This is a genomic window from Paenibacillus sp. JCM 9796 (genome assembly GCF_055379675.1).
This window is the reverse complement of sequence record NZ_AP043723.1, coordinates 1,195,896-1,220,893: the sequence shown is the minus strand read 5'-3', so window position 1 is coordinate 1,220,893 and position 24,998 is coordinate 1,195,896. Positions and strand designations below refer to the sequence as shown.

26 protein-coding genes are annotated in these 24,998 nt (G+C 50.3%); 18 read left to right on the top strand and 8 right to left on the bottom strand.

Translation table 11 applies throughout. The features are described from left to right. On the bottom strand, window positions 1-795 hold the full coding sequence (locus ACZ439_RS06030; protein ID WP_464620747.1) for a DeoR/GlpR family DNA-binding transcription regulator: 795 nt from the start codon (window positions 793-795) through the stop codon (window positions 1-3). Window positions 796-954: 159 nt separating this feature from the next. Between ACZ439_RS06030 and ACZ439_RS06025 the strand changes: the two genes are divergently transcribed. The 10 genes from ACZ439_RS06025 to ACZ439_RS05980 all read left to right on the top strand — a co-directional run bounded on the left by ACZ439_RS06025 (window position 955) and on the right by ACZ439_RS05980 (window position 11,096). Continuing rightward, complete coding sequence (locus ACZ439_RS06025; protein WP_372813355.1) at window positions 955-1,620, top strand: bifunctional 2-keto-4-hydroxyglutarate aldolase/2-keto-3-deoxy-6-phosphogluconate aldolase; 666 nt, start codon at window positions 955-957, stop codon at window positions 1,618-1,620. Between the two features lie 69 nt (window positions 1,621-1,689). Then, a complete protein-coding gene (locus tag ACZ439_RS06020) occupies window positions 1,690-2,730 on the top strand; it encodes a Gfo/Idh/MocA family oxidoreductase (protein WP_141333836.1) in 1,041 nt (346 codons plus the stop codon). A gap of 36 nt (window positions 2,731-2,766) precedes the next feature. Beyond that, window positions 2,767-3,717 carry a shikimate dehydrogenase family protein gene (locus ACZ439_RS06015; RefSeq protein ID WP_054796595.1) on the top strand — a complete coding sequence of 317 codons (951 nt, stop codon included), beginning with the start codon at window positions 2,767-2,769 and terminating at the stop codon, window positions 3,715-3,717. Window positions 3,718-3,738: 21 nt separating this feature from the next. Beyond that, window positions 3,739-4,323 carry a glucose-6-phosphate isomerase gene (locus ACZ439_RS06010; protein ID WP_141333834.1) on the top strand — a complete coding sequence of 195 codons (585 nt, stop codon included), beginning with the start codon at window positions 3,739-3,741 and terminating at the stop codon, window positions 4,321-4,323. A gap of 150 nt (window positions 4,324-4,473) precedes the next feature. Next, a complete protein-coding gene (locus ACZ439_RS06005; RefSeq protein WP_141333833.1) occupies window positions 4,474-5,319 on the top strand; it encodes a sugar phosphate isomerase/epimerase family protein in 846 nt (281 codons plus the stop codon). A 102-nt stretch (window positions 5,320-5,421) separates the two neighbouring features. Then, entirely contained in the window at window positions 5,422-6,909 is a 1,488-nt protein-coding gene (locus ACZ439_RS06000) for a sugar ABC transporter ATP-binding protein (RefSeq protein WP_141333832.1), read from the top strand. A gap of 1 nt (window position 6,910) precedes the next feature. Beyond that, complete coding sequence (locus ACZ439_RS05995; RefSeq protein WP_054796598.1) at window positions 6,911-7,960, top strand: ABC transporter permease; 1,050 nt, start codon at window positions 6,911-6,913, stop codon at window positions 7,958-7,960. Window positions 7,961-8,040: 80 nt separating this feature from the next. Beyond that, the gene (locus ACZ439_RS05990; RefSeq protein WP_430105747.1) at window positions 8,041-9,102 is read left to right on the top strand and encodes a sugar ABC transporter substrate-binding protein; all 1,062 of its coding nucleotides are present in this window, start codon (window positions 8,041-8,043) and stop codon (window positions 9,100-9,102) included. A gap of 48 nt (window positions 9,103-9,150) precedes the next feature. After that, window positions 9,151-10,224, top strand: a complete 1,074-nt coding sequence (locus tag ACZ439_RS05985) for a Gfo/Idh/MocA family protein (RefSeq protein WP_127606251.1) — start codon at window positions 9,151-9,153, stop codon at window positions 10,222-10,224. Then, complete coding sequence (locus tag ACZ439_RS05980) at window positions 10,221-11,096, top strand: sugar phosphate isomerase/epimerase family protein (RefSeq protein ID WP_054796603.1); 876 nt, start codon at window positions 10,221-10,223, stop codon at window positions 11,094-11,096. Before ACZ439_RS05985 ends, ACZ439_RS05980 begins: the two co-directional genes overlap by 4 nt. A 274-nt stretch (window positions 11,097-11,370) precedes the next feature. On the opposite strand, the gene ACZ439_RS05975 is transcribed toward ACZ439_RS05980, so the two are convergent. Further along, the gene (locus tag ACZ439_RS05975) at window positions 11,371-12,183 is read right to left on the bottom strand and encodes an AraC family transcriptional regulator (RefSeq protein ID WP_127606249.1); all 813 of its coding nucleotides are present in this window, start codon (window positions 12,181-12,183) and stop codon (window positions 11,371-11,373) included. Window positions 12,184-12,400: 217 nt separating this feature from the next. On the opposite strand from ACZ439_RS05975, the gene ACZ439_RS05970 reads away from it, so the two are divergent. Then, on the top strand, window positions 12,401-13,018 hold the full coding sequence (locus tag ACZ439_RS05970; protein WP_127606247.1) for a nitroreductase family protein: 618 nt from the start codon (window positions 12,401-12,403) through the stop codon (window positions 13,016-13,018). Window positions 13,019-13,188: 170 nt separating this feature from the next. Here ACZ439_RS05970 and ACZ439_RS05965 read toward each other — a convergent pair whose 3' ends face one another. Both ACZ439_RS05965 and ACZ439_RS05960 read right to left on the bottom strand, forming a co-directional pair. Beyond that, window positions 13,189-14,430, bottom strand: a complete 1,242-nt coding sequence (locus tag ACZ439_RS05965) for an ISL3 family transposase (protein ID WP_201317670.1) — start codon at window positions 14,428-14,430, stop codon at window positions 13,189-13,191. A 257-nt stretch (window positions 14,431-14,687) separates the two neighbouring features. Next, window positions 14,688-15,185: a shikimate kinase gene (locus ACZ439_RS05960; protein ID WP_127606337.1), complete on the bottom strand. Its 498-nt coding sequence runs from the start codon at window positions 15,183-15,185 to the stop codon at window positions 14,688-14,690. 197 nt (window positions 15,186-15,382) lie between these two features. Between ACZ439_RS05960 and ACZ439_RS05955 the strand changes: the two genes are divergently transcribed. The 3 genes from ACZ439_RS05955 (at window position 15,383) to ACZ439_RS05945 (ending at window position 17,833) form a co-directional block, all read left to right on the top strand. Next, on the top strand, window positions 15,383-16,459 hold the full coding sequence (locus ACZ439_RS05955; protein ID WP_054797682.1) for a bifunctional 3-deoxy-7-phosphoheptulonate synthase/chorismate mutase: 1,077 nt from the start codon (window positions 15,383-15,385) through the stop codon (window positions 16,457-16,459). Between the two features lie 173 nt (window positions 16,460-16,632). Further along, window positions 16,633-17,445, top strand: a complete 813-nt coding sequence (locus ACZ439_RS05950) for a DUF5643 domain-containing protein (RefSeq protein WP_464620746.1) — start codon at window positions 16,633-16,635, stop codon at window positions 17,443-17,445. Between the two features lie 49 nt (window positions 17,446-17,494). Further along, complete coding sequence (locus ACZ439_RS05945) at window positions 17,495-17,833, top strand: hypothetical protein (protein ID WP_054797684.1); 339 nt, start codon at window positions 17,495-17,497, stop codon at window positions 17,831-17,833. 83 nt (window positions 17,834-17,916) lie between these two features. Here ACZ439_RS05945 and ACZ439_RS05940 read toward each other — a convergent pair whose 3' ends face one another. After that, window positions 17,917-19,089 (bottom strand): MalY/PatB family protein, encoded by a 1,173-nt coding sequence (locus ACZ439_RS05940; protein ID WP_054797685.1) that lies wholly within the window; start codon window positions 19,087-19,089, stop codon window positions 17,917-17,919. Between the two features lie 277 nt (window positions 19,090-19,366). Between ACZ439_RS05940 and pruA the strand changes: the two genes are divergently transcribed. Next, window positions 19,367-20,932 (top strand): L-glutamate gamma-semialdehyde dehydrogenase, encoded by a 1,566-nt coding sequence (pruA, locus tag ACZ439_RS05935; protein WP_127606243.1) that lies wholly within the window; start codon window positions 19,367-19,369, stop codon window positions 20,930-20,932. An 89-nt stretch (window positions 20,933-21,021) separates the two neighbouring features. On the opposite strand, the gene ACZ439_RS05930 is transcribed toward pruA, so the two are convergent. Beyond that, on the bottom strand, window positions 21,022-21,165 hold the full coding sequence (locus tag ACZ439_RS05930) for a hypothetical protein (protein ID WP_164751756.1): 144 nt from the start codon (window positions 21,163-21,165) through the stop codon (window positions 21,022-21,024). 275 nt (window positions 21,166-21,440) lie between these two features. Between ACZ439_RS05930 and ACZ439_RS05925 the strand changes: the two genes are divergently transcribed. The 3 genes from ACZ439_RS05925 (at window position 21,441) to ACZ439_RS05915 (ending at window position 23,120) form a co-directional block, all read left to right on the top strand. Further along, the gene (locus ACZ439_RS05925) at window positions 21,441-21,722 is read left to right on the top strand and encodes a DUF1294 domain-containing protein (protein ID WP_054797686.1); all 282 of its coding nucleotides are present in this window, start codon (window positions 21,441-21,443) and stop codon (window positions 21,720-21,722) included. Between the two features lie 95 nt (window positions 21,723-21,817). Next, the gene (locus ACZ439_RS05920) at window positions 21,818-22,480 is read left to right on the top strand and encodes a CPBP family intramembrane glutamic endopeptidase (RefSeq protein ID WP_430105729.1); all 663 of its coding nucleotides are present in this window, start codon (window positions 21,818-21,820) and stop codon (window positions 22,478-22,480) included. Between the two features lie 136 nt (window positions 22,481-22,616). Then, a complete protein-coding gene (locus ACZ439_RS05915) occupies window positions 22,617-23,120 on the top strand; it encodes a hypothetical protein (protein WP_141333825.1) in 504 nt (167 codons plus the stop codon). An 85-nt stretch (window positions 23,121-23,205) separates the two neighbouring features. Here the strand turns inward: ACZ439_RS05915 and ACZ439_RS05910 are convergent, their stop codons facing one another. Beyond that, window positions 23,206-23,925, bottom strand: a complete 720-nt coding sequence (locus ACZ439_RS05910) for an HNH endonuclease (protein ID WP_244932920.1) — start codon at window positions 23,923-23,925, stop codon at window positions 23,206-23,208. Between the two features lie 43 nt (window positions 23,926-23,968). Next, window positions 23,969-24,913 (bottom strand): helix-turn-helix transcriptional regulator, encoded by a 945-nt coding sequence (locus ACZ439_RS05905; protein WP_141333824.1) that lies wholly within the window; start codon window positions 24,911-24,913, stop codon window positions 23,969-23,971. Window positions 24,914-24,998: the final 85 nt, after the last annotated feature.

Here is a 24,998-nt window from a genome sequence, read left to right as displayed (position 1 = left end):
CTAAGTGACAATAACCTTAATCCCCAGGCTTGTTGCTTGCTCCAAGTCGCTTTGCGCGATCCCTTGATCGGTGACGAGCGTTGTAATTTCGGACGCAGAAGCAAAATGGACAAATGAGGTTTTGCCTATTTTGCTGCTGTCGCATAATAAGATGGCTTCATTGGCAATTTCCACGAATTTCTTTTTGATTTCGGCCTGGTTAATATCCGGTGTGGTGCATCCGCGATTGAAGCTGAATCCGTTGGCAGCCAGAAAGACTTTATCCACATTGATTTCAGACAACATTTTTAAAGCGAAAGGACCGACGGTTGACCTGAATTTTTTCCGTAAATTTCCGCCAATGAGAACGACCTGGATATTCGGATAGTCTTCCAGGCATCTGGCAATATCGATGTCGTTGACGATGACGGTTATATTCATGTTTGTTAACATTTTGGCCAATTCCAACGTCGTTGTCCCCGTATCCAGGATGATGATATCGCCTTCTTCAATAAAGTCTAAAGCCGCCTTGGCTATTAATCTTTTTTGTTCGATATGTTCTACCATTTTTTGTTGATAAAACGGTTCAAAGCCTACTTTAGGCGTCTCGATGGAAATGGCCCCGCCGTGCGTTCTTTTAATGAGCTTCAGCGTCTCCAAATCGCGAAGATCATTACGTATCGTGGCAGGAGAAACTTTAAAATGCTGAACCAGCTCGGGAACGAGGACTTTTCCCTTTGTATTGATGAGCTTAACAATTTCATTTTTTCTTTCTTCTGAAAAAAGACTGTTGGAATCGTTATCGAGTTCTTTCACATTCATCATCCTTTATTGTTGATATGTACATTTATTTTACCATTATAACAGCCAATAAAAAAGAATCTTTTAATTATTTTCATTTCTATTCTCTTATTTAGTATAAACACTCTCGGCACAGCGTATTCCATTTATAGAATAGATAAGGAGAAAAATCCTATGAATCCTAAGCAGAACGTGATTAATAAAATTCATCAAACCGGTATTGTTAGCGTCGTCAGGTCCGAAACTAAAGAACAAGCTTACCGAACGATTGAGGCATGCCTGGCAGGCGGCATCTCGGCCATCGAAGTCACGTTTACGGTTCCGAATGCACATCACATCGTTGAAGATTTGGCGGGTAAGTATTCGCACGATGAAATGATACTGGGAGCAGGCACCGTATTAGATGCGGAAACCGCAAGAATTGCCATTCTGTCGGGAGCCCAATATATCGTCATGCCTTACTTCAACCAAGACGTTGTCCGCATGTGCAACCGGTATGCCATTCCTTGCATGCCTGGGGTCATGACCATCAAAGAAGTAGTCGAGGCTATGGAATCCGGGGTGGAGATCATGAAGCTGTTCCCCGGCGAACTGTTCGGTCCAAGCATGATTAAGTCGATTAAGGGGCCTCTTCCCCAGGCTCAACTGATGCCTACCGGCGGAGTGGATCTGGATAACGTCGGCGAATGGCTGGAGGCCGGGGCGATCGCGGTTGGAATCGGGAGTCATTTGACGCGCGGAGCGCTGCGCGGGGATTACGCTTCGGTAACCGAGATCGGGAAAAAGTTTGTTGAAAAAGTAAGGGAAACGAGAAACAAAATGAAAACAAAAAATCGTTGACATGATACATAACAATAAAATATAATAATATACGAGAACAAAAGATAGAAATAAAAAGGAGTGGAGAGCTTGAGAAATACAGAAATTGGAGTATGCGTGATCGGTTCCGGCAGAGCCGGGATGATACACGCCGCCAACTTTAGAAGAAATGTACCTCACGCATCTTTAGTCGCCGTGGTTGATCCGAATGAAGCCGTGGCGAAGCAGGCTGCCGAAAGTCTGGGCATTGATACTTATTATACCGATTATAAAGAAGCGCTAAAAAGCGATAATATCGATGCGGTTATCGTCGTAACGCCAACTATTTTTCATAGAGATATCGTCGTAGCGGCAGCCGAAGCGGGTAAACATGTTTTTTGCGAAAAGCCGATGGCCATGAACGCTAACGAATGCGAGGATATGATAGCCGCAGCGAAGAGGAATAAGGTGAAACTTCAGATCGGGTTTATGCGCAGATTTAACGATAGCTTTATTCAAGCCAAGGAGGAAATAGACAGCGGGGCAATCGGAGACGTCGTGCTGGTTCGTTCCTTGACCCGGGGACCCAGCATTCCGCAGCCGTGGATGTACGATCTTTCAAAAAGCAACGGCCCGCTGGCCGAGGTTAACAGCCATGATATCGATACGCTGAACTGGTTTGTCGACGCCGATATAGAAAGCGTATTTGCCCTTGCCGGCAATTTCAGATGCCCGCAAGCACAGGCGGAATTTCCCGATTTCTATGATAACGTGGTGCTAACCGCCAGATTTGCGAATCAGAAGCAGGGGATGATCGATGGAGCGGTATCCGTCAAATATGGCTATGATTCCCGTGTGGAGATTCTTGGAACGGAAGGCGTCATATTCATTGGTCAAGTGCATGAGAAGACCATCGTAACGGCCAATCGGAACGGGTTGACCCGTCCTGTGATGAACAGCTGGAGAACGTTGTTCAGCGATGCGTATTTGGCGGAGGATGTGCATTTTATCGAATGCATACTCGAAGATAAGGAACCTAAAGTATCCGGGAATGACGGGAAAAAGGCAGTCATGGTCGTCAATGCGGGCAATCAGTCCATTAAGGAAAGAAAAGAAATCCTGTTATCTTCCGTATTAGCGGTAAAAGCGTAATTCCATTTATCTTCCCATGAAAAGGAGATTAACAAGATGATCCTGCCTGCAAAAGCGACCCAGCCTACAATGTATTTTATCGGCGTGACCACGACGCAATCTTCAATTATGAAGCTGTTCCCCTTATGGGCGAGAGAGCTTGGACTGAAGGATGCGGTCATTAAAGGGATTGATATCGACATTCATGCCGACCCAGAGCAGTACCGCAAGTGTGTCCGATTCATTAAAGAGGACCCCCTGTCGTTAGGCGCGCTGGTCACTACACATAAGATCGATTTATATCACGCCGCCCGGGATTTGTTTGATTACCTGGATCCTTACGCGACGATGTTCGATGAAATTTCATCGATTTCCAAACAAGACGGCAGGTTGGAGGGGTATGCCAAAGACCCGATCTCCAGCGGACTGTCTATGGAAGCCTTCATTCCGGTTAACTACTGGAAGCGTCACGGCGGCGAAGCGCTGATTATGGGAGCCGGCGGAAGCGCACTGGCCATCAGCTCTTATTTAACCAGAGCGGATCACGGCGACGATGTTCCTTCCAGGATCATCATCAGCAACCGGAGCGAAGCGAGGCTGTTATCGGCTGAGAAGTTGTTAAGCAACATCGATACGAAAGTAAAGTTTGAATATGTGTTATGTCCAAATCCGGCGGATAACGACAGGCTGCTGAAGGCTCTGAAGCCCCGGTCCCTCGTCATTAATGCGACGGGATTGGGCAAAGACCGGCCCGGATCGCCGTTAACCGACCCATGCGAGTTTCCGGAGCACAGTCTGGTTTGGGAATTGAATTACCGCGGAGAATTGGATTTCATGCATCAGGCGCTGAAGCAAAAGGAACAGAAGCAGCTTCATGTCGAAGACGGCTGGATTTATTTTATTCATGGATGGACGCAAGTCATTGCGGAAGTGTTTCATATCGATATCAAGGGCGATACGTTCGACAAGCTGGAAAGCATTGCGATGGACTTGAGAACGGTAAAATAAATCGGGAGGGTGAGCAGGTACATGGAGAATCTCGAGCAATACTTACAACCATTTTCCGTTTATTTCAGCTTAAACAACGGGTTATCCGATACCAAAGCTTCGATAAAAAGAAATTTGTCCAAAATGAAGGGGATGTACGCGAACGAGCACGCTTATGAAGCGATGACGGTAAACGGCGACCCTCTCATTTACGAGTTTCATGAGTTGGGTGTGCCGGAGAAACCGGGCAATCTTGCCTTTGGAACGAGTATCGTCTATCCGGGTAAAGTGGGCGATGAATATTATATGACCAAGGGACATTTTCATACGATTTTGGATACGGCCGAGGTGTATTACTGCCTGGGCGGTAAAGGTTATATGCTGATGGAGAGCCCGGAAGGCGATTGGGCTGCCGAGCCATTCACGCCGGGGAAAGCGGTGTACGTACCTGGAAGGTACGCGCATCGAAGCATCAATACCGGGACCGAACCCCTGATCACGTTTTATGTGTTTCGGGCGGATGCCGGGCATGATTATGGAACGATTGAAAGCAAAGGGTTCAGGAAGATCGTGATCGAGCAAGCAGGGGAAGCCGCAATTGTAGATAATCCGAAGTGGAATAACTAACCCTGCTGCGTGTTGAATTTCTATTTATTATTATTTATTCCACAATATATTATAATTTGTTCTCAATTTTAGTGAATTGTTTTCATTTGTGTAGATGTTATGATGGATTTAAAGATATCGACAACAAATTTACGGTTTGGGGAGGTTCTCATGAAATTCGGTGCCAGCACGTTCATTTGGGCATCACCCTTTTCACCTGAAACGTTCCATTTGGTTGATAAAGTGAAGGCGTTTGGCTTCGACATTTTAGAAATTTGCATCGAGGACCCACGGACGATACCGGCAGCGGAAACCCGTGCGTACATGGAGGCGCGGGGCATCCAAGCACTCGTATGCGGGGCTTTCGGCCCGAATCGGGACATCAGCTCCGAGGATAGCCGTGTCCGGGAAGAAGGGCTGGCCTACATCCGAACATGTGTGGACTTCGCCGTACAGCTGGGCTCGCCCTTAGTTTCAGGCCCGATGTACGCCGCTACCGGAAAAACAAGGCTGCTCACACCGGCGGAAAAAAAGCAGCAGCTGGAGTGGACGGTTGAGAACTTAAAGGCGGCGGCTGATTATGCCGGAGAGAAGGGCGTCAAGCTTGCGATCGAACCTTTAAACCGTTTCGAGACCGATCTGATCAATACCGTGGAGCAGGGTGTGAATTTGCTTGAAAGGGTGAATCATAGCAACGTCGGCTTTCTGCTGGATACGTTCCACATGAATCTTGAAGAGAAGAGCATTGGCGATGCGATCCGTGCAGCGGGAAAGCACATCTTGAATTTCCATTCTTGCGAAAATGACAGGGGGATTCCGGGAACAGGCCATATTCCCTGGGAAGAAGTTTCGAAGGCCTTGCAAGATATTCAATATGACGGCTATGTCGTCATTGAGGCATTCACGACGGACATCAAAGAAATTGCCAGAGCGGTTTCCCAATGGAGACCGCTGGCAAGCTCGCAGGATGCAATAGCAGCGGAAGGGATTACATTCTTGAAGAGCGTATTGCGATAACCTGCCAAAGTCAAAGAAAACTGAAAGCGTTCACAGCAAGCGGCAAGCGTCTAATGATAAGGAGCGTAATGAGCACAAAGAAAGGTATCGGGAGGTGACAGCATGACTTTATTGCAAGCGAATAACGTACATAAAAGATTTCATGGAGCAGTCGCTCTGGATGGTGTCCATTTTGAGCTAAAGGCAGGCGAAGTTCACGCGCTTCTTGGCGCCAACGGCGCTGGAAAGTCTACCTTAATCAAAATCATTTCCGGATATCATGCTCCTGACAGCGGAGAGATCCTGATCAATGGAACCGGCATCCGCACGAATGATCCGGCTGCCTCTCACGCTGCCGGCATTGCCACCATCCACCAAGAGCATAATCTGGTGCCGCATATGAGCGTGATTGATAACGTCATGTTAGGACGGTGGCCCGGGCGTTATGGAGTCGTTTCTGACGAAGCATGCAGGAAGAAAGTGGAGGAAGCGGTTTCGCGCGTTGTGCCCGGTCTCGATCTGGATTTGTTAGGACATCAGCTCACACCCGCCGAAGGGCAATTAATCGAAATTGCCAGGGCTCTCTCGGAAGATGCGCGCGTCTTAATTATGGATGAACCGACGACCTCCTTGTCGCCAAGGGAAGTGGACCGCCTGTTTCAGGTCATGCGCGAGCTCAAGAATCAGGGGATCGGCATCATCTTTGTCTCGCACTGGCTGGAAGAAATTTTTGAAATTTGCGATCGGGTCACGGTATTTAGAGACGGCCGTTATGTCGGAACGGAACAAATCAAAGAGATTAACGAAAACATCCTGGTCCGAATGATGGTCAATACAGACGTTCCTGAAGTGCCGCCCGTCAAACGAATGCCGGGCAAAGAAATATTGACGGTTAACAATTTGTCAAAGCAAGGGGTTCTGCAGAACGTTTCATTCAGCTTGCGTGAAGGCGAAATTTTAACGCTTGCCGGACTTGTGGGCGCAGGGCGTACAGAGCTCGTCCGGTGTATATTCGGCATTGATCCTTATGACTCGGGCGAGGTCATGATTAACCGCAAGCGAATTAAACGAAACTCGCCCGCTGCTGCTGTCAAGGCCGGTGTCGGTTTTGTACCGGAAGACCGCAAAGGGCAGGGTCTTGTCGGATTGCTTACGGTACGCGAGAATTTTACGCTAAGTCTTCTGGATTTGGTCGCGCCTGCCGGTATGATTCATAAGAATCATGAAATCGATATATCCAACGAACAAAGCGCCGCCTTGAAAGTGAAAGCCGCTTCGATCGAATCGAATATTATGACGCTATCCGGAGGCAATCAACAAAAAGTGATTATTGGACGCTGGCTTGCGCGCAAACCGAGCATCTTAATTTTAGATGAACCGACCAAGGGGGTCGATGTCGGGGCCAAGGCGGAAATTCACCGCTTGATCGGTGAATTGGCGGAATCCGGGGTGGCCGTCCTGCTGGTGACTTCCGAAATGCCTGAGGTGCTGCTGCTAAGCGATCGGGTATTGGTGATGCGGGAAGGGAAATTGACAGGACACTTGAAACGGTCGGAGCTTTCGCCGGAACGAATCATCAAATATGCGACGACAGAGGAGGTTACGATTTAAGATGAACATTATTCGGTCATTAGGAGATGCTCTCCGGCGGATGCAGGTGCAGGGGCTATTGTTCGCCATTCTCCTGCTGGGCATTATATTAAGCTTCGCATCCAGCTCCTTTCTTACGGGGACCAACATCATTAACATTTTATACCAATCCACCATTTTAGCCGTTGTCGCGATTGGCCAAACCTTCGTTATTCTGGTTGGCGGGATTGACCTGTCGGTAGGGTCTCTGATTGCGCTGTCTTCCGTGCTTTCAGTTGGTTTAGCAGTCAAATTGGGGCTGCCGGTTTGGCTTAGTATTCTTATTGCCTTACTCGTCGGAGTCGCTTTCGGGATATTCCACGGTTTGGCTGTAACGAAGCTGAAGATGCCTCCGCTCATTGTAACCCTGGCAAGCTTAAGCCTCGCAAGCGGTTTAGCGTATGTGTTCTCCGGAGGTAAAAATATTATCCCGGTGCCGGATATATTCGAGACGGTCGGCAATGCCCAACTATTCGGCGACAAGATTCCGGTATTTATTCCTTTTGCACTCACGGTCGCGCTCATCAGTTATTTTGTGCTCTCGAAGACGAGCTTCGGAAGAATGATTTATGCGGTAGGCGGAAACAAAACGGCTTCCCGTCTCGCCGGAATCCCCGCTGACCGAATTATTATCATTGCCTTTGTGATTTCCGGCCTTTCCGCCGTTATCGGCGGCCTCATGATGACGGCTCGTCTGCAATCCGGCAGTCCGATTATCGGTGTGGGCATGGAGCTTACGGTAATCGCAGCAGCCGTCATCGGCGGTACGAGTTTGTTTGGCGGCCAAGGCAATGTGATCGGCACCTTATTGGGAGTCATTTTGTTGACGCTTGCATCAAACGCCATTGTCCTGCTGGCTATCCCTCCGAATTATGACAAGGTTTTCACCGGCGTCGTGATTGCCCTGGCGGCAGCGCTTGATATATACCGGCAGCGTAAAAGCACGAGAAATATGACCCGATTGCATAAACACGCTTCCAATCGTTCCGTTCTGCCCGATAAAAAGCAAGCAACCAAGGAGCAAGGCGCTTAATGAAATGGTGCTTAAGCGATGGTCACCGGCTTATAGCATCATTATTAAGATAAAACTCTTTTGAAAGGAAGGACGTACTCATGAAAAAAACAGTAGGGAGTCTGGCGGCCATGATTCTAATGGCGACAACGGTTCTTTCCGGATGCGGTTCGGGCAGCGATCAGAAGCAGCAGTCTGCGGCTGCGACATCGGCCGTGGATTCTTCGAAAGGAGAATCCGGCGCTGCCGGAGAAAAATCCCCGAAGGGGAAGAAGGTTGCCTTTCCGTTAATGGGCCTAGGGTTTGAATTCATGGTCATGCTGAACGACTCGGCGAAAGAGGTTGCAGACAAATACGGGATGGATGTTAAAGTATTCGACGCGAATGTTGACGCCAACAAACAAGCGGAGCAAATGCAAAGCATTATCGCGACCCAGCCGGACGCCATTTTGTTGAGTTCCGTGGACGGCGAATTGATCGTACCTTCGATCGATGCGGCGAGGAAGAAAAACATACCGGTTTTCGGCGTGGAATCCAAAATTCTTGGCGGAGACTACTTGACTTGGGTGGGGTATGACAATTACAAAGCCGGCGTCATGGCAGCCGATTATATCGCCAAAGCGGTAGGGGACGCGAGAGGAACCGTGCTCGAACAACGCGGTCTGGTAGGTGCGACGGGGGCGGACCTCAGAAGCTCCGGCTTTAATGACCAAATGGAGAAATATCCGAATTTGAAAGTGGTCACTTTAAATAACGAATGGGTTGCCGATAAAGCATTCTCCAATACGCTTGATGCCTTCACCGCCCATAAGGACATTGTCGCTACTTTCTCAGCCAACGACGAGATGCTGCGGGGTGTCGTTTCCGCTCTTAAGAAATTAGGCAGGGATAAGAAGGTCGGAGAAAACGGACATATTGTCATGATCGGAGTCGACGGTACGCCTACGGGACTACAGCGCATTCGGGAAGGCGTTCAAGACGCTTCTTTGAATCAAGACGCGAAGGCCATGGGGTCGGAAGGCATGGAAAGGGTAGCCAAGTATTTCAGCGGTGAAACCAAGTTCGAACGCGATACGATGATTCCTCCTTCCATTATAGATAAGAACAATGTCGATGATCCTAATCTGTGGGGCAACATCATGGCTCAGAAGTCGAAGAAATAACATCCAACAAGAAATAATATTCAACCAACAGAAAGGAGCAAGAATGGAATGCGTGTCATTCAAATTGGTTTAGGCTTTTGGGGTAACGGATGGTCAGGCGTCATTGCCAATTCCCCATGGACGGAGCTTGTCGCGCTGGTTGATCTGAATGAACAGACATTGAACACGGTAGGCGACTCGGTGGGTCTCCCGCATGATCGAAGATTCACCTCGTTAGCGGAAGCTCTGAGCAATGTCGAGGCTGATGCCGCGCTTATCGTTGTCCCGCCCGAAGCCCATGAAGCTGTCGCCCTTGAAGCTCTTGAAGCAGGTCTGCATTGTATGATTGAAAAGCCGTTTGCGCCAACGCTGTCGTCCTCGAACAGGATCGTGGAAAAAGCGGAGCAAGCAGGCCGTTATATCATGGTGACGCAAAGCTTTCGTTTCAGAAGAGGCCCCCGGACGGTAAAGCGCCTTATCGAAGAGGGTGCGGTAGGGAAAATTGAGACCATTTACGGGCGTTTCCGAAAAGCCCCCCCATTTACAGGCTTCCGCACTGAAATGGAGGAACCGTTGATTGTGGATATGGCCATTCACCATTTTGATTACATTCGCGGTATTTTTGGAGTAGAACCCGATTGGGTGCGTGCGCGAAGCTATAACCCGAGCTGGACCTGGTACAAAGGCAACGCCTCCGCTTTCGTCGAGTTTGAAACAAACGACGGCACGATGATTTCGTATACGGGATCTTGGGTTTCGCGCCGTCCGCACACGACTTGGGACGGAGCCTGGGAAATTCACGGCACACACGCTTCTATTCTATGGGATGAAAATCGTGTGCTGCTTTACCCGCATGGCAATATCATTGGAGAAACCGTCTTCAAGGCGAGAACGCTTGAAATGTCCGACGATATTCTGGAAGTGACGCTCGACCCTGTTGAAGAAGAGGAGCGACTAGGCACGGTCAAGGAATTTGTTACAGCCGTCAAGGCGAATAAGCTTCCGGAAACCCACGGAAAAGACAATCTACGCAGCTTGGGACTCGTATTAGCCGCCGTCGAATCGACAAAACGCGGTGGAGAAAAAATCGATTTTAACCAATTTTACAATACCCATATTCTTAAAGGAGGAGTTTTACAATGAAATTATCTTTTAACAGTTGGTTGTACGGATCTGCTTTCGGTTGGCTGCCATGCCGTTCGCTCGAGGATACGGTCGATACGCTTGCAGAAATGGGATATGACGGCATTGAAATCGGCGCCGCAGCCCCGCACGGTTTCCCGGCGCATACGAATTCCGCCCGCAGAAAAGAAATGCTGAAGCATGTAAAGAGTCGCGGGATGGAAGTATCGGCATTATGCCCGGCATTGGGCGGCGGTCCCGGTTATAATCCGGCTTCGCCCGATCAAGAGGAGCGCGATGCCAACTTCCAATATATTTCCGAGTGTCTTCAGCTGGCGCATGATCTTGAATGTGAGCGGGTGATTTGGCTGCCGGGTTGGAAGCGCTACAAACAACCTCGTCAGGAAGCTTGGAATTATGCGGTTGAAGCTCTTCACAAATGTGCGGAGGTTGCGCGTCCGCTAGGCGTTAAGCTGGCGATTGAACCTACTTCGGAAGTGTCGGATGTCATCGAGCATGCGGGCGATTCCCTGAAATTAATGGAAGAGGCGGGAGCTGGCGCCGATGTTGCCGGTGTTATGCTGGATACGATTCACGTCTTCTATAGAGGGGATGATGTAAGGGAACAATTTAACGAAGCGGGCGACCGTCTGATCTATGTTCATATTTCCGATGTGAACCGTGACGCGCCCGGCACACATACCGACTTCAGAGGCGCCGTCGATGAACTTGCATTGATTGGTTATGACGGATGGTTGTCCATGGAGATCGGCTTCCCCCGGCGGGATCGCAATCCTGACGGCATCACCCGGCAAGCTATCGAGTATATGCGGCCGGTCATTGAGGGAACGAAGGATCGTCTTGCCGCTTGGAGAAACTTGCCTAATCGATAAGGATCCACCGTATAACCGCTTCCTCATAGGGAGCGGTTATATGCTTTCAACGAACCCATGAGGGAAGAAGGGGCAGGTTTCCGATGAATATTTACACGTTCAAATCCAATCAGGAATTAGACAAGGCGGGAGCCCCCGATGTCACCGTTTTACTGGGCAGCGGAGCCGGAACCTGTCTTTCATCCTAAACTTCGGTCAGTGACCTGCTTCGTTCTGGATGAGAGCTGCAGGTCACGGGCCTGCGAATCTGGAAGGCATTCATTAAGGCCATTCCTTATTCGCTAAATATTTTTCTGAATTTGCCCGGAGGTATACCGGTCAATTTTTTAAACAGCAAATTAAAGTATATTCCATTAGGGTATCCTACTTTGAGAGCGATTTCACGAATGGTTAAATTGGTGTACTTCAGGAGTCGTTTCGCTTCGTCGATTCTGCATTGAATTAAATATTGGATAGGAGGGGTGCCCATTTCTTCTTTATAAATATGCGCCAAATGGTAAGGGCTTACATAAACGATTGCGGCCAGATCACTCAAGGTCAGGTCTTGATAATAGTATTCTTCGATGTATTTCTTGACTTCATGAGTGATAGAAGGGGAAATCTTCGGTTTAACCAGATAAAGCTTTCGAATCGTTACAATAAGGATGGTTCTCGTTAAAGATTCGATCATTTCGTTTGAGCCGTACGTGGGATGCTGATATTCGCTATAAATTTCGGAAAAATATCGACTGGTTGAGCTGTAGTCTTTATCCGTTGGAATGACAGGGCACTGGTCCGGGGAGGTTAAATAACCTTTGGGCATTCCTGATATTTGCACATTCGAGATGGAAATTACGATTCCTGAGATCGGTGTCTGGACGGATGAAATAATTTCATAGGAACTTAAAGTTGGAAAAATAACGATATCTCCTCTCGCAACAGTGAAAATCATTTCGCCTATCACACACTGCCCACTGCCGTCTTGTACGAAAAAAATATCGGTACTCTGTTTTTTTTCATTCAACGTTTTACTCCATGAAGGCTCCCCCTTGATCTCATACGCTGCAATAAATTTCGGGTCTTCTAGAATTTCGGGAACTCCTATCATTAGGTTTTATCCCCCTAGGTTTACCTTTTAACTATCACAATTATAGTAGAATCAAGAGTGAATTCAAGAATCATCCAGCAATACAACAATAAATTATAACTTTCGAACAATTTAGATGTATTTACCATAAATACGCCTTTTTTTGAGGCGTTTGTATAGCAGGCGACGACTAAGATCAAAATAACGGAGTACGACATCACATCCGGAGGACAGATACATGGCAGAAGCGGTAGGAACAGGAAAAGATTTTTTAACAGCAGTACGGGAAAGACGCACGATTTATGGGATTAGCCAGGAATCGCCGATTTCGGATGAGCGCATTGTTGAAATCATTCGGGAAGCGGTAAAATATACGCCGTCCGCCTTTAACTCGCAAAGCGCGAGAGTGCTTGTATTGCTGGGAGAACAGCATCATAAGTTATGGGATTTGACGAAGGAAATTTTGCGCGGTATTGTGCAAGCGGATCAATTCGCATCGACCGAACAACGCATAAACGGCTTTAGAAGCGGGCACGGCACCGTACTCTACTTCGAAGATATGACTGTGATTGAAGGGCTGCAGGCGAGCTTTCCAAGCTATTCGGAACATTTCCCCAGTTGGTCGCAGCAATCGAATGGCATGCTTCAATTTGTCATATGGACTGCGCTTGAGAACGAAGGACTGGGTGCTAGTGTACAGCACTACAATCCTCTGATCGATGAAAAAGTGAAGACGTCCTGGATCATTCCGCAATCCTGGAAGCTCATCGCCCAGATGCCATTTGGGAAACCGACGGCCCCGGCCGGAGAGAAGGAATTCAAGCCTTTGGAAGAACGGATTAAAGTATCGAAATAATTCTTGTCTTTGAGGAAGCGAAAAACAAGCCTCCGAGCCCGCTTAAATCGTGGAATTTGGAGGCTTGTTTTATTTCGTATTGACGCCGCTTGCTTGCAAAGGATATAATTTTTCTAGTTATTTTTAGGCTCAATTCCAAAGTTAGTGCTTGAGATTTCGGAACGTTTGTGTTATCGGCAATAACGTGCACGATTGCATTCAACGAGAAGACCCTGCACGTACCTAACTCGGTTGCGAGTGAAGTAATGTCTGCGCTGGAAAGCTTTCATTCGGTTATTTTTGCCTTCAACGGCAGCGTTGGTCCAGCGGCAACGATGGTAGTTGACGATCTCTTGACGCCAGTTCCGAATGGTTTTCAAACAAGCGGAGACAGCCGGATGTTCGAGCCGTTCCCCTTGTTTGAGCCAGTCATCTAATCGGATGTTCGCTACTTTCGCATCCGGCGAGCAGTCGTACCATTCGCTGAACGCTTCTTTCCAAGCATGCGCCTGCTGCAACAGAGGCGAATAACTCAGAATTTCCTTTAACTGTTGTTGCTGTTGGGCAGGCAGCGATGCCTGTGGCGGGTTGAGCAACCGATGCTTGGCTTTCAGATTGGCTTTCGCTCTGGGAGACAGTGTGCTTTGCACCGTTTTTCGGACGGCCTGAACAGCTTCCGTGACATACCGATGGACATGAAATCGGTCCGCAATCCGAATCGCTTCCGGAAAACATTCCTGAATCCAGGTATGGTAATAGGGTGCTAAATCCATTACCACGGCTCTCGGACGCAGCGCCAAAAACTCCGGATGCTGCCTCGCATACGCTCGAAGTTCTTCCAATGTACGGCCGGGTAAAATGTCAAGCAGCGTTTCGCCTCTTAAATTATGGATGCCTGTATTGTAGGTATGACCTTTTCGGATCGCGAAATCGTCTATCCCCAGTACCAGGTTCGAGGTATGAGCGGCATCTTGCCACACACGTTCCTGAAGACGCGCGCTTTCCGCCGCCAACCATTGTTGATGCTTGGTTTGGAGTGTGCTCGCGGGCATTTCATGAATTTCAGCGCTTTGTTTGACGGTAGCCGCCGTTGCCGTGCGAATGGCTTGCTTTTCAAAAGCGTGAGAGTACCGTTTGCCAGCGCCGACAAAGGCATACTGCCAGACGAAACCACATTGGCAATCATTACAGAACATCCGGATGGCAGGGGTTAGCACATAAATGGTTTTGTCAAATGCATCGCGATGACGAATTTTACGCATCCGGTTTTTACCTCTACGGATCACGGACTCTTTCGATCGACAGATCGGGCATGCCTGGGTATTCGAACAAGGAGAGACTTCGATATGAATCGTTCGTTCATCGATTTCCAAAACTTGTATCGCTTTAACCTCTGGTAAATCAAGCAAAAGATCGGTATACTGGTTGTGCATCTGTCATTCCTCGAAGTGGATTGGTAGCACAACCATTTTACGGAATGTACAGATGTTTTTCTATTCTGGGCCACTCAGCATAAGAAATCAGTTACTTTCAAGCACTATGTTTTGTGTAGAGCCTATTTTTATCGATTTAATTTGTTTATGTAACCGTTTGCTATCAATTGTTTTCATCATCAGAGTGACGAAAGAATACGATGCGGTCTGCCCCGGACAGGCCGCATGGTGCATGGCGAGGCAGCTTTACGACGTAACTACGAGTAAATCTCCCAACCCAGCTTCAGCGTGTTAATAATGTAATCGGCGGCCTCTTCCGGGTCCAGGTGGTCGGTGTTAACGCTTGAATGATTTAATGCGTATAGGTTTTGCCGGGTGTAAAATAAATTTTCAATCTCTTCCAAAGATTTGTTCTGTAAGACAGGTCGGCTGTCTACAATGAGCTGCAGCCTGTCTTTCCAGGTCTCCCAGGTAAGATCAAGGAAAAAGACGATGGACGTGGACAAGCAGATGTTTCTGATTTCTTCCTGCATAAATGCGCCTCCCCCAAGAGAAATAATTTTCAACCGGGAATTTGTGCATAAATTGGTAATATATTCCTTTTCCATTTGGCGGAATTTCGTTTCGCCGAAAGATTTGAAAATTTGCGTGATAGGCATCTTGTACTGCTGCTCAATTTCATAATCGACATCGATAAAATCTCTATACAGTTTTTTGGCGAGAAGATGACCTATGGTCGTCTTGCCCACACCCATAAAACCGATTAAGATTATATTTTTTTCCCGTAAAGGGATATCGGGGTTGTTGTACACGCTCAACACTCTCTTCTGCTTTTAAGTTTTAAAGTGCGGAAGCACGGGTTACTTTCCATTATAAAGGTGTTTTATAATAGGATCAATCGATATATGAACCAGATACTTGGGAGTTTCAGTCAAAAAAGGAGCTGTATAGCATGAGTACTTCAGATTTGGAAGCCCTTAGAAATAAGTTGGACGAAATCAACGTTCAAATTCTCGAATTGATATCCAACCGGGCTGAAATTGTCGAGAAAATAGGCATTGAAAAGCAAAAGCAAGGCATCCCCCGATTCGATCCGGTTCGCGAAAGCAGGATGCTGGAAAATTTAGTCCAGAAAAATAAAGGCCCCTTCGACGATGCAACGGTCAGGCATTTATTTAAACAAATTTTCAAAGCATCTCTGGAGCTGTTGGAGGAGGAGCACAAGAAGCATCTGCTCGTGACCCGAAAGCGAAAACACGAGGATACGGTCATTCACATTAAAGGGGTTGGAATTGGCGGACCCGACAAAGTCCTTGTAGCCGGCCCCTGCACGGTGGAAAGCTATGGTCAAATGTACGAAGTGGCGGCCTCACTTAAAGCGCAAGGCGTTACGATATTGCGGGGCGGGGCTTACAAGTCGAGAACTTCTCCTTACGATTTTCAAGGGCTCGGCAAGGAAGGTCTCGAGATTTTACATAAAGTCGGCGGGCAATTCGGGATGATTACAGTCAGCGAAATCATGGATTCGTCAGAGCTGGAGCTGGCTGGACAATATATCGATATGGTTGAAATCGGCGCGAAAAATATGCAGAACTTTTCTTTATTAAAGGCCGTTGGCGACTCGGGCATCCCGGTGCTGCTGAAAAGAGGTAATTCGGCAACGCTGGAGGAGCTTCTTCTGTCCGCGGAATATATCGTCTCCCGCGGCAACGCTCAGGTCATACTTATGGAGCGGGGCATACGAACGTATGAGAAATGGACCCGGAACACGCTGGACATTTCGGCGGTACCTATACTCAAGAAGGAAAGCCACTTGCCGGTCCTGGTTGATTTAAGTCATTCGACCGGCCGTAAAGATATTGTATTGCCGTGCGCCAAAGCCGCGCTTGCTGCCGGTGCGGATGGCCTCTTGGTCGAAGTGCATCCCGATCCGTCCATTAGCCTTTCAGACGGTCAGCAGCAATTAGACCTTAAGCAATTTGCTGAATTTTATCGGGATTTGAATGCGTTTCAACCGTTCGGATCTTAAGGAGATCGCCCATCGGCTTGCCTTCAAGGCAAGCCGATGGGCGATTTTTTGCGGAAAGCGCCGCACCGGTGCAGGTAAAATGAATGTGGGGCGTAATTAAAAAAATGGGCTGCGTGAACCGTTCGAAGAGCTGGGGCATCTAATGCTTAGACAACAAAAGGAGGCAGCTCCATGTGATAACAGAAATAGACGTCCTGCTGGCCCAAAAAGGGAACAAGGAAGCATTCTCCCGGTTGGTGAAGGCTTTGGAGCTTCCTATGTATCGAGTCGCCCGACCGCATTTTTTCAAAACCTGGTTTATGAGAATCTTGATTAACGAGTGCAACCAATTCCTGCGCCAGCGCAAAAGGACGATACCGGTTGCCGTTCTGCCTGAAGAGCATGCCGAATCTGCGGAATATGGCAAGGTGGATTTGTGGGAGGCGGTAAACCGTCTGGAGGATACACTGCGGCTCGTCGTGAAGCTGCATTATTTGGAGGATATGTCGGTCGGCGTCATCTCGGAGTTGTTGGAGCCCGCCCTTAGCGGTACCGGAAGTCCGGTCGATGAGCATACTTATGCAGGGGTCATCGACTTGATGCCGGCAGAGGATTTGCCCAATCACTTTAAACTGCAGATGGATATCAGCCAAATAGGAAGCACGAAAGGGCGGTGGAGCTTTTCGATTCCTGTAACAAAGATGGCCTCGACCAATAAAGTGGTCCTGCCAATGATCACTAAATCGTATGGGGATATCACACTAACGGTAAAGAAGGTTCTCTTCGCACCTGGCTCAACAGAGCTTGACATAGAGGTGAAGCAACCTGCTGATGCCGACCGGTTTATCCAGTACGATCTGTTCGACGATAAAGGCACGCAATTGCAAAGGCGCAGTGGAAGCGGCAGGGGACAAACGGACGGCAAAAATATCCATATCAACCTTCTCACAGCGTTACGGGCCCGTCAGCCCATTGCCCAAAACCATTACGATCCGCCCTTTCGTTGATCTTCCATTCCAAGGACCTTTAACAGAATCGAAGGTGCCTTTAGACCAGATGCCCACAGAAGAAAAGCCGATATCGTTATCGCAGGGAGAAGCCGGTCATCTATTGATCACCCAGGTGGAACGTTTACCCGATAAAACGCTTGTTCACTATAGAACGGAAGGGCTTATTCCTCAGGAGCAGGCAAATCCATTATGGATCGAAGACAGCGGCGGGAACAAGTACCTTCAGCTGCAAAAGCCTTCCATCACCGTGGATCCGGTACATTATAGGTTTGTCAAGGAATTCCCGGCATTCACTGAAAAAGAACAGCTGACCTTCGTCACCCGTGAACTGACCCCGCCAGGATACTTGAAGGAGCTGGAAATCACGGTTCCGCTCGAACCCTAAAAGCAGCAGGAGCTTGCCGGGATACGACTACTGCAGCCTAAACAGAAAAAAGACCGTGCGGCGACGGTCTTTTTTCTATTTCCTTAACGGTTTCGAGCCGCTTGGACGAACTGACGCAGCGCCTGCTCCACGATGGAACGGGGACAAGCCAGGTTGATGCGAAGCCAGCCTTCGCCTTCCGTTCCGAACACCGAACCTTCGCTAAAGGCTACTTTGGCTTGTTTAAACATTAGGGCTTTCAGCTCGCTGACGGTTAAGCCCAAATCGCGGCAGTCGATCCACAGCAAGTAGGTGCCGTCCGGCCGCAGCGGCTTCGCTTCCGGCAAATGCTCCTTGAAATAGGCGAGCGTATAGGATAAATTCCCCTCTACATAAGCAAGCATTTCATCCAGCCAAGCTTCCCCTTCGTTATAAGCAGCTTCCACCGCGTCCTGGGCAAAATGATGGGCCATATGCAGACTGAGCGTTTTGATCCGATGATCGAACTTTCGCTTCATGGACGGGTTGGAAGCCACGATATAGGACGTTTGAAGCCCCGGCAAATTAAACGTTTTGGTCGCGGCCAAGCCGGTAAGCGTGATGTCCGCGAGCTCGGGTGACAGGGAAGCGAACGGGATGTGCTTGTGACCGGACAATGCCAAATCGCAGTGAATCTCGTCGGAAATGACGGTGACTCCATGCTTCAGGCATAAGTCGCCGAGCCGGAGCAGCTCCTCGCGCTCCCATACGCGGCCTCCCGGATTATGCGGGCTGCATAAGAGCAGCAGCTTCGCGCCCCCCTGGAACAACGATTCCAAATGATCGTAATCCATCTCGTAACGGCCGTTGCGGAGCACGAGCGGGTTTTTGGCTACGATGCGGCCGTTGCCTTGGATAACGTCATAGAACGGATAATAGACCGGCGACTGCAGGACGACCTGGCTGCCCGGCTCGCTGAACAGCTCGACCGCTAAGCTTAGCGTCGTGACGATGCTGGGGGAATCCGAGATCCATTTCGGATCGATCGACCAGCCGTGACGCCGCTCGAACCAATTTACGATGGCATCGAAGTAGCTGTTGCTCCGAATGGCATAGCCGTATACGCCCAGGGCGGCCCGTTTCTCCAAGACCGCCTGAACGGCGGGAGGGCTTAAGAAATCCATATCGGCAACCCATAGGGAAAGAACGTCGGAATCCCCGAAGAGTTTATCGTTTTGATCCCATTTGTAAGAGCGCGTATGCCGCCGATCGATACGGCGGTCAAAATCGTAAGTCACTTAAGATCACCTCAGCTTCGTATAATGATCGATTATATCATCAAATGACCGTACGTTCGAATCCGGCGTTTCGCCGCTGCTTCATACGGAGCTTGAAGAGCAGGAACTGCCGCCCGATCCGGTTTATCGTATGCAGCATGGTCTCCCATTCATGGAGTGGGGGTTTGTTGAATATAGCTGTATCATGGAGCCCGATTCGTCGATCGTGGCGGTCGAAGCTTCGAAATTCTGCGTCTGGACCTAGCGGCCAAACCTGAACCATAAAGGAGACTGCCCGATGACCGAATATACCGTAACCCCCTTTCAAAACGAACCGTTTACCGATTTCTCGCGGCCTGAAAACAAACAGGCGATGGAAGCGGCGCTTCTTAAAGTGAAAGCGGAGCTTGGGCGGGATTATCCGCTCCGGATCGGATCGGAGAAGGTAATGACGGAGCAGAAGATCGTTTCCGTTAATCCCGGGAATGTGGATCAAGTGATCGGACACGTGAGCAAGGCGACTCAAGACTTGGCGGAGAAAGCGATGAACGCGGCCTTGAACACGTTCGAAACGTGGAAAAAAACAACGGCGGTCGACCGGGCCTGTTATTTATTCCGGGCGGCGAAGCTGATGCGCGAGCGCAAGCATGAGTTTTCCGCGCTGATGGTGTACGAAGCCGGGAAAAACTGGGCCGAAGCCGATGCGGATACGGCCGAGGCGATCGATTTTATGGAATATTACGGCAGGGAGATGATCCGTCTCAGCGAGACGCATACACACCGGCCTTTAACGAAGCTCCCAGGGGAAGAAAACCGCTTGACCTACATCCCGCTTGGCGTCGGGATCGTCATTCCGCCTTGGAACTTCCCGCTGGCGATCTGCGTAGGCATTACCGCCGCCGCGGTTGTCAGCGGCAATACGGTGCTGTTGAAGCCGGCATCCGTCACGCCGGTCATCGCCCACAAGTTTGTGGAGCTGATGGAAGAGGTCGGGCTGCCGGACGGCGTCATCAACTTTATTCCCGGAAGCGGGGCGGAAGTCGGCGATTACTTGACGTCGCATCCGAAGACGCGGTTTATCAGCTTCACGGGCTCCAAGGAAATCGGACTTCGGATCAACCGATTGGCCGCCCAGACGAACGAAGGACAAATTTGGATGAAGCGCGTGATCGCGGAAATGGGCGGTAAAGACGGCATCGTCGTCGATGAAACGGCGGATCTGGAAGAAGCCGCCAAGGCCATCGTAGCTTCGGCCTTCGGATTCCAAGGGCAGAAGTGTTCGGCCGGCTCACGGGTTATTGCCGTGGCGTCGGTGTACGACCGTATCGTGCAGCTGGTCAAGGAGCAAACGGAGAAACTGACGGTCGGCTTGCCGGAGCTGAACTATCCGTTGGGACCGGTATCCGATCAACAGGCTTACGATAAAATTTTGGCGTACATTGAAATTGGAAAGACGGAAGGACGGCTGCTCGTTGGCGGAGGGAAAGCGCAAGGCAACGGGTATTACATTGAGCCTACCGTTTTTACCGATGTGGACGGTAGAGCGCGCATTATGCAGGAGGAAATTTTCGGGCCGGTGCTGGCCATCGCCAAAGCTAAAGATTACAAAGAAGCGATTGCGCTGTACAACGATACGGAATTCGGCTTGACCGGGTCGTATTTCTCGCAGGATGAAGCTCGAATCGCGTATGCGCTCGAAGAGATGCATTGCGGCAATATGTATGTGAACCGGAAGTGTACCGGAGCGTTGGTCGGCGTTCACCCGTTCGGAGGCTTTAATATGTCCGGCACCGATTCGAAGGCGGGAGGGCACGATTACCTCTTGTTATATACGCAAGCGAAACTGACTTCCCGGAAGCTGTAACGGCGAAGGCGCCGGGTAAACCGGCGCAAGGCCATTCTCAGGGCGGAGGATTCCGCTCTGGGAATGGCCTTGCGCGAGTTGCGGCTGGTTCATAGCTTATTCGACTTCTGTAAGTTTTCCATGCTTTTGAAGAGCTTATCGATGTCCTTTTCCAGCTTGCTCATATCGTTGAACATCTTCTTCATGTCTTTATCGTCGGCAAGCACTTTCAGGATGTGCTCCAGCTTGATCATGATCCCTCACCCCCGCTTACTAAAATTAAGGCCCGATCCGGCCGATCCAACAAGACGGTCACATGGCGGATTTCTTCTTTCTGCATGGACTTGCTCTATCGTATGCTCGCTTGCGGCGTACCGCTTAGGCTTTGCAAATGAAATGCGAAAGCAGGAATTTGGCGGAAAAATGTCGAATGTTGGATTCGGAACGCAGCCGGGATTAACCGATCCGGCCGGGCGGAACAGATAAGCGCTGCCAGAGCAGGCGGCAGCGGAAACAGGCGGTGGAGCTAATGTACGTGGTCCTGATCTATGGGCTGATCGTGAATGTGATCGGGTTTATCGTCATGGGAGCCGATAAAATGAAAGCGAAGAGGAAGAGCCGGAGGGTGCCGGAAAAACGGCTGTTTCTATGGGCCTTCCTTGGCGGGGCGGCGGGCGTGTGGATCGCCATGCAGGTGTGGCGCCACAAAACGAAGCATGAATCGTTTACCGTAGGCATTCCCTTCATTTTTATTCTCAACGTGCTGTGCATGTATTTGCTTCTCAAGTGGTTGTTTTATCCGCGGCTCTAAATGGGTCGGGGAGATGCCGGCCGAAGTTCGTCCTGTTGGAGCTGGCTGGAATTGGTTACAATAAGCGCAAAAGGACGACGGGATGGAGTTGAAGGATGATGCGTCTCTTTGTGCTGATGATCGGGCCGACGGCGATGATTTTGTTAGGGCTGCAAGGACTGAACAGCATGCTTTACACATTTGCCTTATTTTACGGGTGGCTGCTGCTGATTCCGCTGGCGGACGGCCTGCTTCAGAAAAAGAGTACGTTATCCGAAAACTTGAAGCAGCTCGGATTCCGGGTCCATAAGAAGAATCTGAAATACGGGCTTATCTTGGGCATCGTCTTACTGGTTGTCATCCCGATGACGGTGGCCTTGCTGCGGCCTCTTCTCTTTGATGTGACGGAACTGAAACCGCTGCTGCAGGCATGGGGCTTCTCCAGGCACGCGGTCTGGTACATCGTCATTCTGGTCGTCGTCAATCCGCTCCTGGAAGAAATCTACTGGAGATGCTACATGTACCGGAAGCTGGAAAAAAAGCTGCATGCCGGATTGGCGATCGGTCTCACCTCGATTTTCTACAGCCTGTACCATTTGCTGTGGTTAGTCCCGATGTTCGAATGGCCTTGCGATGTGCTGGCCGTTCTTCTGGTGTTCATGGCCGGTCTATTATGGGGCTGGATGTATCGAAAGCAGCGGTCGCTGCTCGGAGGCTTCATCAGTCACGCTTTGGCGGACGGCGGTATCGTAGCGGTTTATTTGATCTATTTGCAGTAATATACGCACGACAAAGAAGACGGCAAATACTGGACTAAAGTCCAGTCGGCTTCCTTACCCAAGCAGGGGGACGCCAAGTTCCGGGATATGGTAAGTTGGTTGTAATGAACTTGGAGCGATAAAGGAGTGTCTACTCATGAACAAACGGACGATCATCGGAGCCGTTTTCATTCTGCTGGGAGCCAGCTTGTTTCTAAACCGCGGGGCAACGTTCGGAGCAGGCGACATTTTCGGTTATTTCTGGCCGAGCTTATTCGTCATTCCGCTAGGATTGTTTTTCCACTGGCTGTATTTCTCGATGACGGCGCCGCGGGGAGCGGGCCTCTTGATTCCCGGGGGCATTTTGTTTACGGCGGGGATCGTGTGCCAAATCTCCATGCTGTTCGATAGCTGGGGGACGATGTGGCCCGGGTTTATTTTAGCGGTTGCGATCGGGCTGTTCGAGTTTTATTGGCTCGGAGGCCGAAACAAGTGGCTGCTGATTCCGATCAACATTTTGATGGTGCTGTCGGTCCTGTTTTTTGCCGTATTCGCCGTCGGTTCTCTCTTCGGTCAATGGATGGTCAATGGACCGATCGTTGGCATCGTGTTGATCGTCGCGGGGGCTTGGACCCTGATGAAGAGAAAGAGCGGGGCGTAAGCTGGTCGGCAACCGGCGAGCGGCGCCGCTAGCAAGCAGAAAAGACCGTCCGGGATGGAAGGAATCCGGGCGGTCTTTGGCATGGCTAATCTTCGGATACGATAAACTCATCCAGGCTGCGATCCGCCTTCTCCTGATTGCAGATGTGACAGGCGCAGACGCAGTTGACGGGCGTCGTGTGACCGCCTTTGGCACGGGGGAGCAGATGATCGATCGTATCGCCGTATTCGCCGCAGAAGTGGCAGGTGTAGTGGTCGCGCGTCAAAATGTAAAGGCGGAACATTCTATTGGTATACACGCGACGAATCGTATGCCGGTTGACGACGACGGCTGCAAACTCCCGCACAAGCGTTACCGCCGTTTCAAGATCCGTTTCCTGCTGCCAGCGGCGGCCTTTATCCGTGCGGCCCCGCATCCAGACGAAGCCTTCGCGGTTGACCCGCAGCACAGACACGTCCGGTCCTTTGGGCCTTGGCGGCGGGATAGGCAGCGGCCGGCTGATCCGCCGCTTCGGCGTAAGAACAAGCGCCTCCTCAGCCGCTGGCCGGGCGGCGGCCCGCTTGCGTGAGCGGGGCCGCTTTCGGGCCCTCGCTTCTTGGCCCGGCGTTTCGCCGCTTTGCGGCTTGCGTTCCATCCGGCAAGCGCGGCATGCGCCGCGGCGGGACGATTTGCCGGAACGTCTGCCGGTTCGCCGCAAAAAGTCGGTAAGCGGCTTCATTTCCTGACAGTGCGCGCATCGTTTATGAGACGGGAGCTCCGCATCTGTATACGGTTCCGTTGGCTCTTGGTTCAGCTCTTGATCCACGTGTTCACCTCGACTTGATGTTCGTTTCGACATATTGCAGCGGTCAACACTCATACATGACCGTCCCCGTATGCGTAAGATCGTACCCCTGGATCGAACGAAGCTCTTTCTTGAAAGCATCCGAACGGACAATTTCCGTGATCAGTCCGATCCATTCCTCATTGTGCGGATGTTTCAGCATGACCAGATCATACCGCTCCTGAATAAGCGGAATGAAATCGACGCCCACCATCGACGCTGCCCGCTCGATGCCGACACCGGCGTCAGCTTCCCCGCTCGCCACTTTGCCGGCCACGCCCAGATGGTTCGACTCCTCGTCGTCGTAACCGTTCACATCACGGGAAGAGAGGGCATGCAGCCGCAGCTGCTCGTCGAGCAGCACGCGCGCTCCCGCACCCTTTTCCCGGTTCACGATCCGGATGTCGTCTCTTGCGAGATCGGCCCAACCCAAGATCCGCTTCGGATTACCGCGGCGCACATATAAACCTGCCCCCCGCACGACAAGGTTGAGGACGACGTAGGCATGGCCGGTCAGCAGCTTGCGGACATAAGGGACGTTGTACGTGCCCGTATCTCCATCCAGCAGGTGGGTGCTGACGATGTCGGCTTGGCCTTGATACATCGCGATGAGACTGTCCAGGCTTCCGACATGGGAACGCAGCGGCCGGTACGATTTCGTCCGCTTCTCGATATGCTTCGTCAAGATGTCGAGGCTCACGTCTTGTCCGGTAATGACAAGCGGCCTGACGCCCGCCGTCTCGCGGATCGTGTCCAGACGCACGGTCTCGGGCTGAGGGACGGCCGGACGCAGGTTCCCGCCCTTCGCTCTGGCCTTATATCGTTCCAAGTCGTCGGCGTCGACGCGCATTTGGCGGCCTACCCGGTACGCGGGCAATTCGCCTTTTTTGATCAGATCGTACACCGTGAGCTTGGATATTTTTAAAATTTTTGCAATGTCTTCGGTTGTATACGAAAGTTCGTGGGACAACAGCTTCACCGCCTTAAGGCTATTATACCGAAAATAAGAACATCCCTCCAGCGATGGCCGAAGGGATGTTCGCGTTGATTATAAT

What these genes read in the sequence shown, in the direction of transcription:
- ACZ439_RS06025 (WP_372813355.1), top strand. Translation starts at nt 955, where the DNA reads ATGAATCCTAAGCAGAACGTGATTAATAAAATTCATCAAACCGGTATT.
- ACZ439_RS06015 (WP_054796595.1), top strand. Translation starts at nt 2,767, where the DNA reads ATGATCCTGCCTGCAAAAGCGACCCAGCCTACAATGTATTTTATCGGC.
- ACZ439_RS06010 (WP_141333834.1), top strand. Translation starts at nt 3,739, where the DNA reads ATGGAGAATCTCGAGCAATACTTACAACCATTTTCCGTTTATTTCAGC.
- ACZ439_RS06005 (WP_141333833.1), top strand. Translation starts at nt 4,474, where the DNA reads ATGAAATTCGGTGCCAGCACGTTCATTTGGGCATCACCCTTTTCACCT.
- ACZ439_RS06000 (WP_141333832.1), top strand. Translation starts at nt 5,422, where the DNA reads ATGACTTTATTGCAAGCGAATAACGTACATAAAAGATTTCATGGAGCA.
- ACZ439_RS05995 (WP_054796598.1), top strand. Translation starts at nt 6,911, where the DNA reads ATGAACATTATTCGGTCATTAGGAGATGCTCTCCGGCGGATGCAGGTG.
- ACZ439_RS05990 (WP_430105747.1), top strand. Translation starts at nt 8,041, where the DNA reads ATGAAAAAAACAGTAGGGAGTCTGGCGGCCATGATTCTAATGGCGACA.
- ACZ439_RS05985 (WP_127606251.1), top strand. Translation starts at nt 9,151, where the DNA reads ATGCGTGTCATTCAAATTGGTTTAGGCTTTTGGGGTAACGGATGGTCA.
- ACZ439_RS05980 (WP_054796603.1), top strand. Translation starts at nt 10,221, where the DNA reads ATGAAATTATCTTTTAACAGTTGGTTGTACGGATCTGCTTTCGGTTGG.
- ACZ439_RS05975 (WP_127606249.1), bottom strand. Translation starts at nt 12,183, where the DNA reads ATGATAGGAGTTCCCGAAATTCTAGAAGACCCGAAATTTATTGCAGCG.
- ACZ439_RS05970 (WP_127606247.1), top strand. Translation starts at nt 12,401, where the DNA reads ATGGCAGAAGCGGTAGGAACAGGAAAAGATTTTTTAACAGCAGTACGG.
- ACZ439_RS05965 (WP_201317670.1), bottom strand. Translation starts at nt 14,430, where the DNA reads ATGCACAACCAGTATACCGATCTTTTGCTTGATTTACCAGAGGTTAAA.
- ACZ439_RS05960 (WP_127606337.1), bottom strand. Translation starts at nt 15,185, where the DNA reads ATGGGTGTGGGCAAGACGACCATAGGTCATCTTCTCGCCAAAAAACTG.
- ACZ439_RS05955 (WP_054797682.1), top strand. Translation starts at nt 15,383, where the DNA reads ATGAGTACTTCAGATTTGGAAGCCCTTAGAAATAAGTTGGACGAAATC.
- ACZ439_RS05945 (WP_054797684.1), top strand. Translation starts at nt 17,495, where the DNA reads ATGCCCACAGAAGAAAAGCCGATATCGTTATCGCAGGGAGAAGCCGGT.
- pruA (WP_127606243.1), top strand. Translation starts at nt 19,367, where the DNA reads ATGACCGAATATACCGTAACCCCCTTTCAAAACGAACCGTTTACCGAT.
- ACZ439_RS05930 (WP_164751756.1), bottom strand. Translation starts at nt 21,165, where the DNA reads ATGATCAAGCTGGAGCACATCCTGAAAGTGCTTGCCGACGATAAAGAC.
- ACZ439_RS05925 (WP_054797686.1), top strand. Translation starts at nt 21,441, where the DNA reads ATGTACGTGGTCCTGATCTATGGGCTGATCGTGAATGTGATCGGGTTT.
- ACZ439_RS05920 (WP_430105729.1), top strand. Translation starts at nt 21,818, where the DNA reads ATGATGCGTCTCTTTGTGCTGATGATCGGGCCGACGGCGATGATTTTG.
- ACZ439_RS05915 (WP_141333825.1), top strand. Translation starts at nt 22,617, where the DNA reads ATGAACAAACGGACGATCATCGGAGCCGTTTTCATTCTGCTGGGAGCC.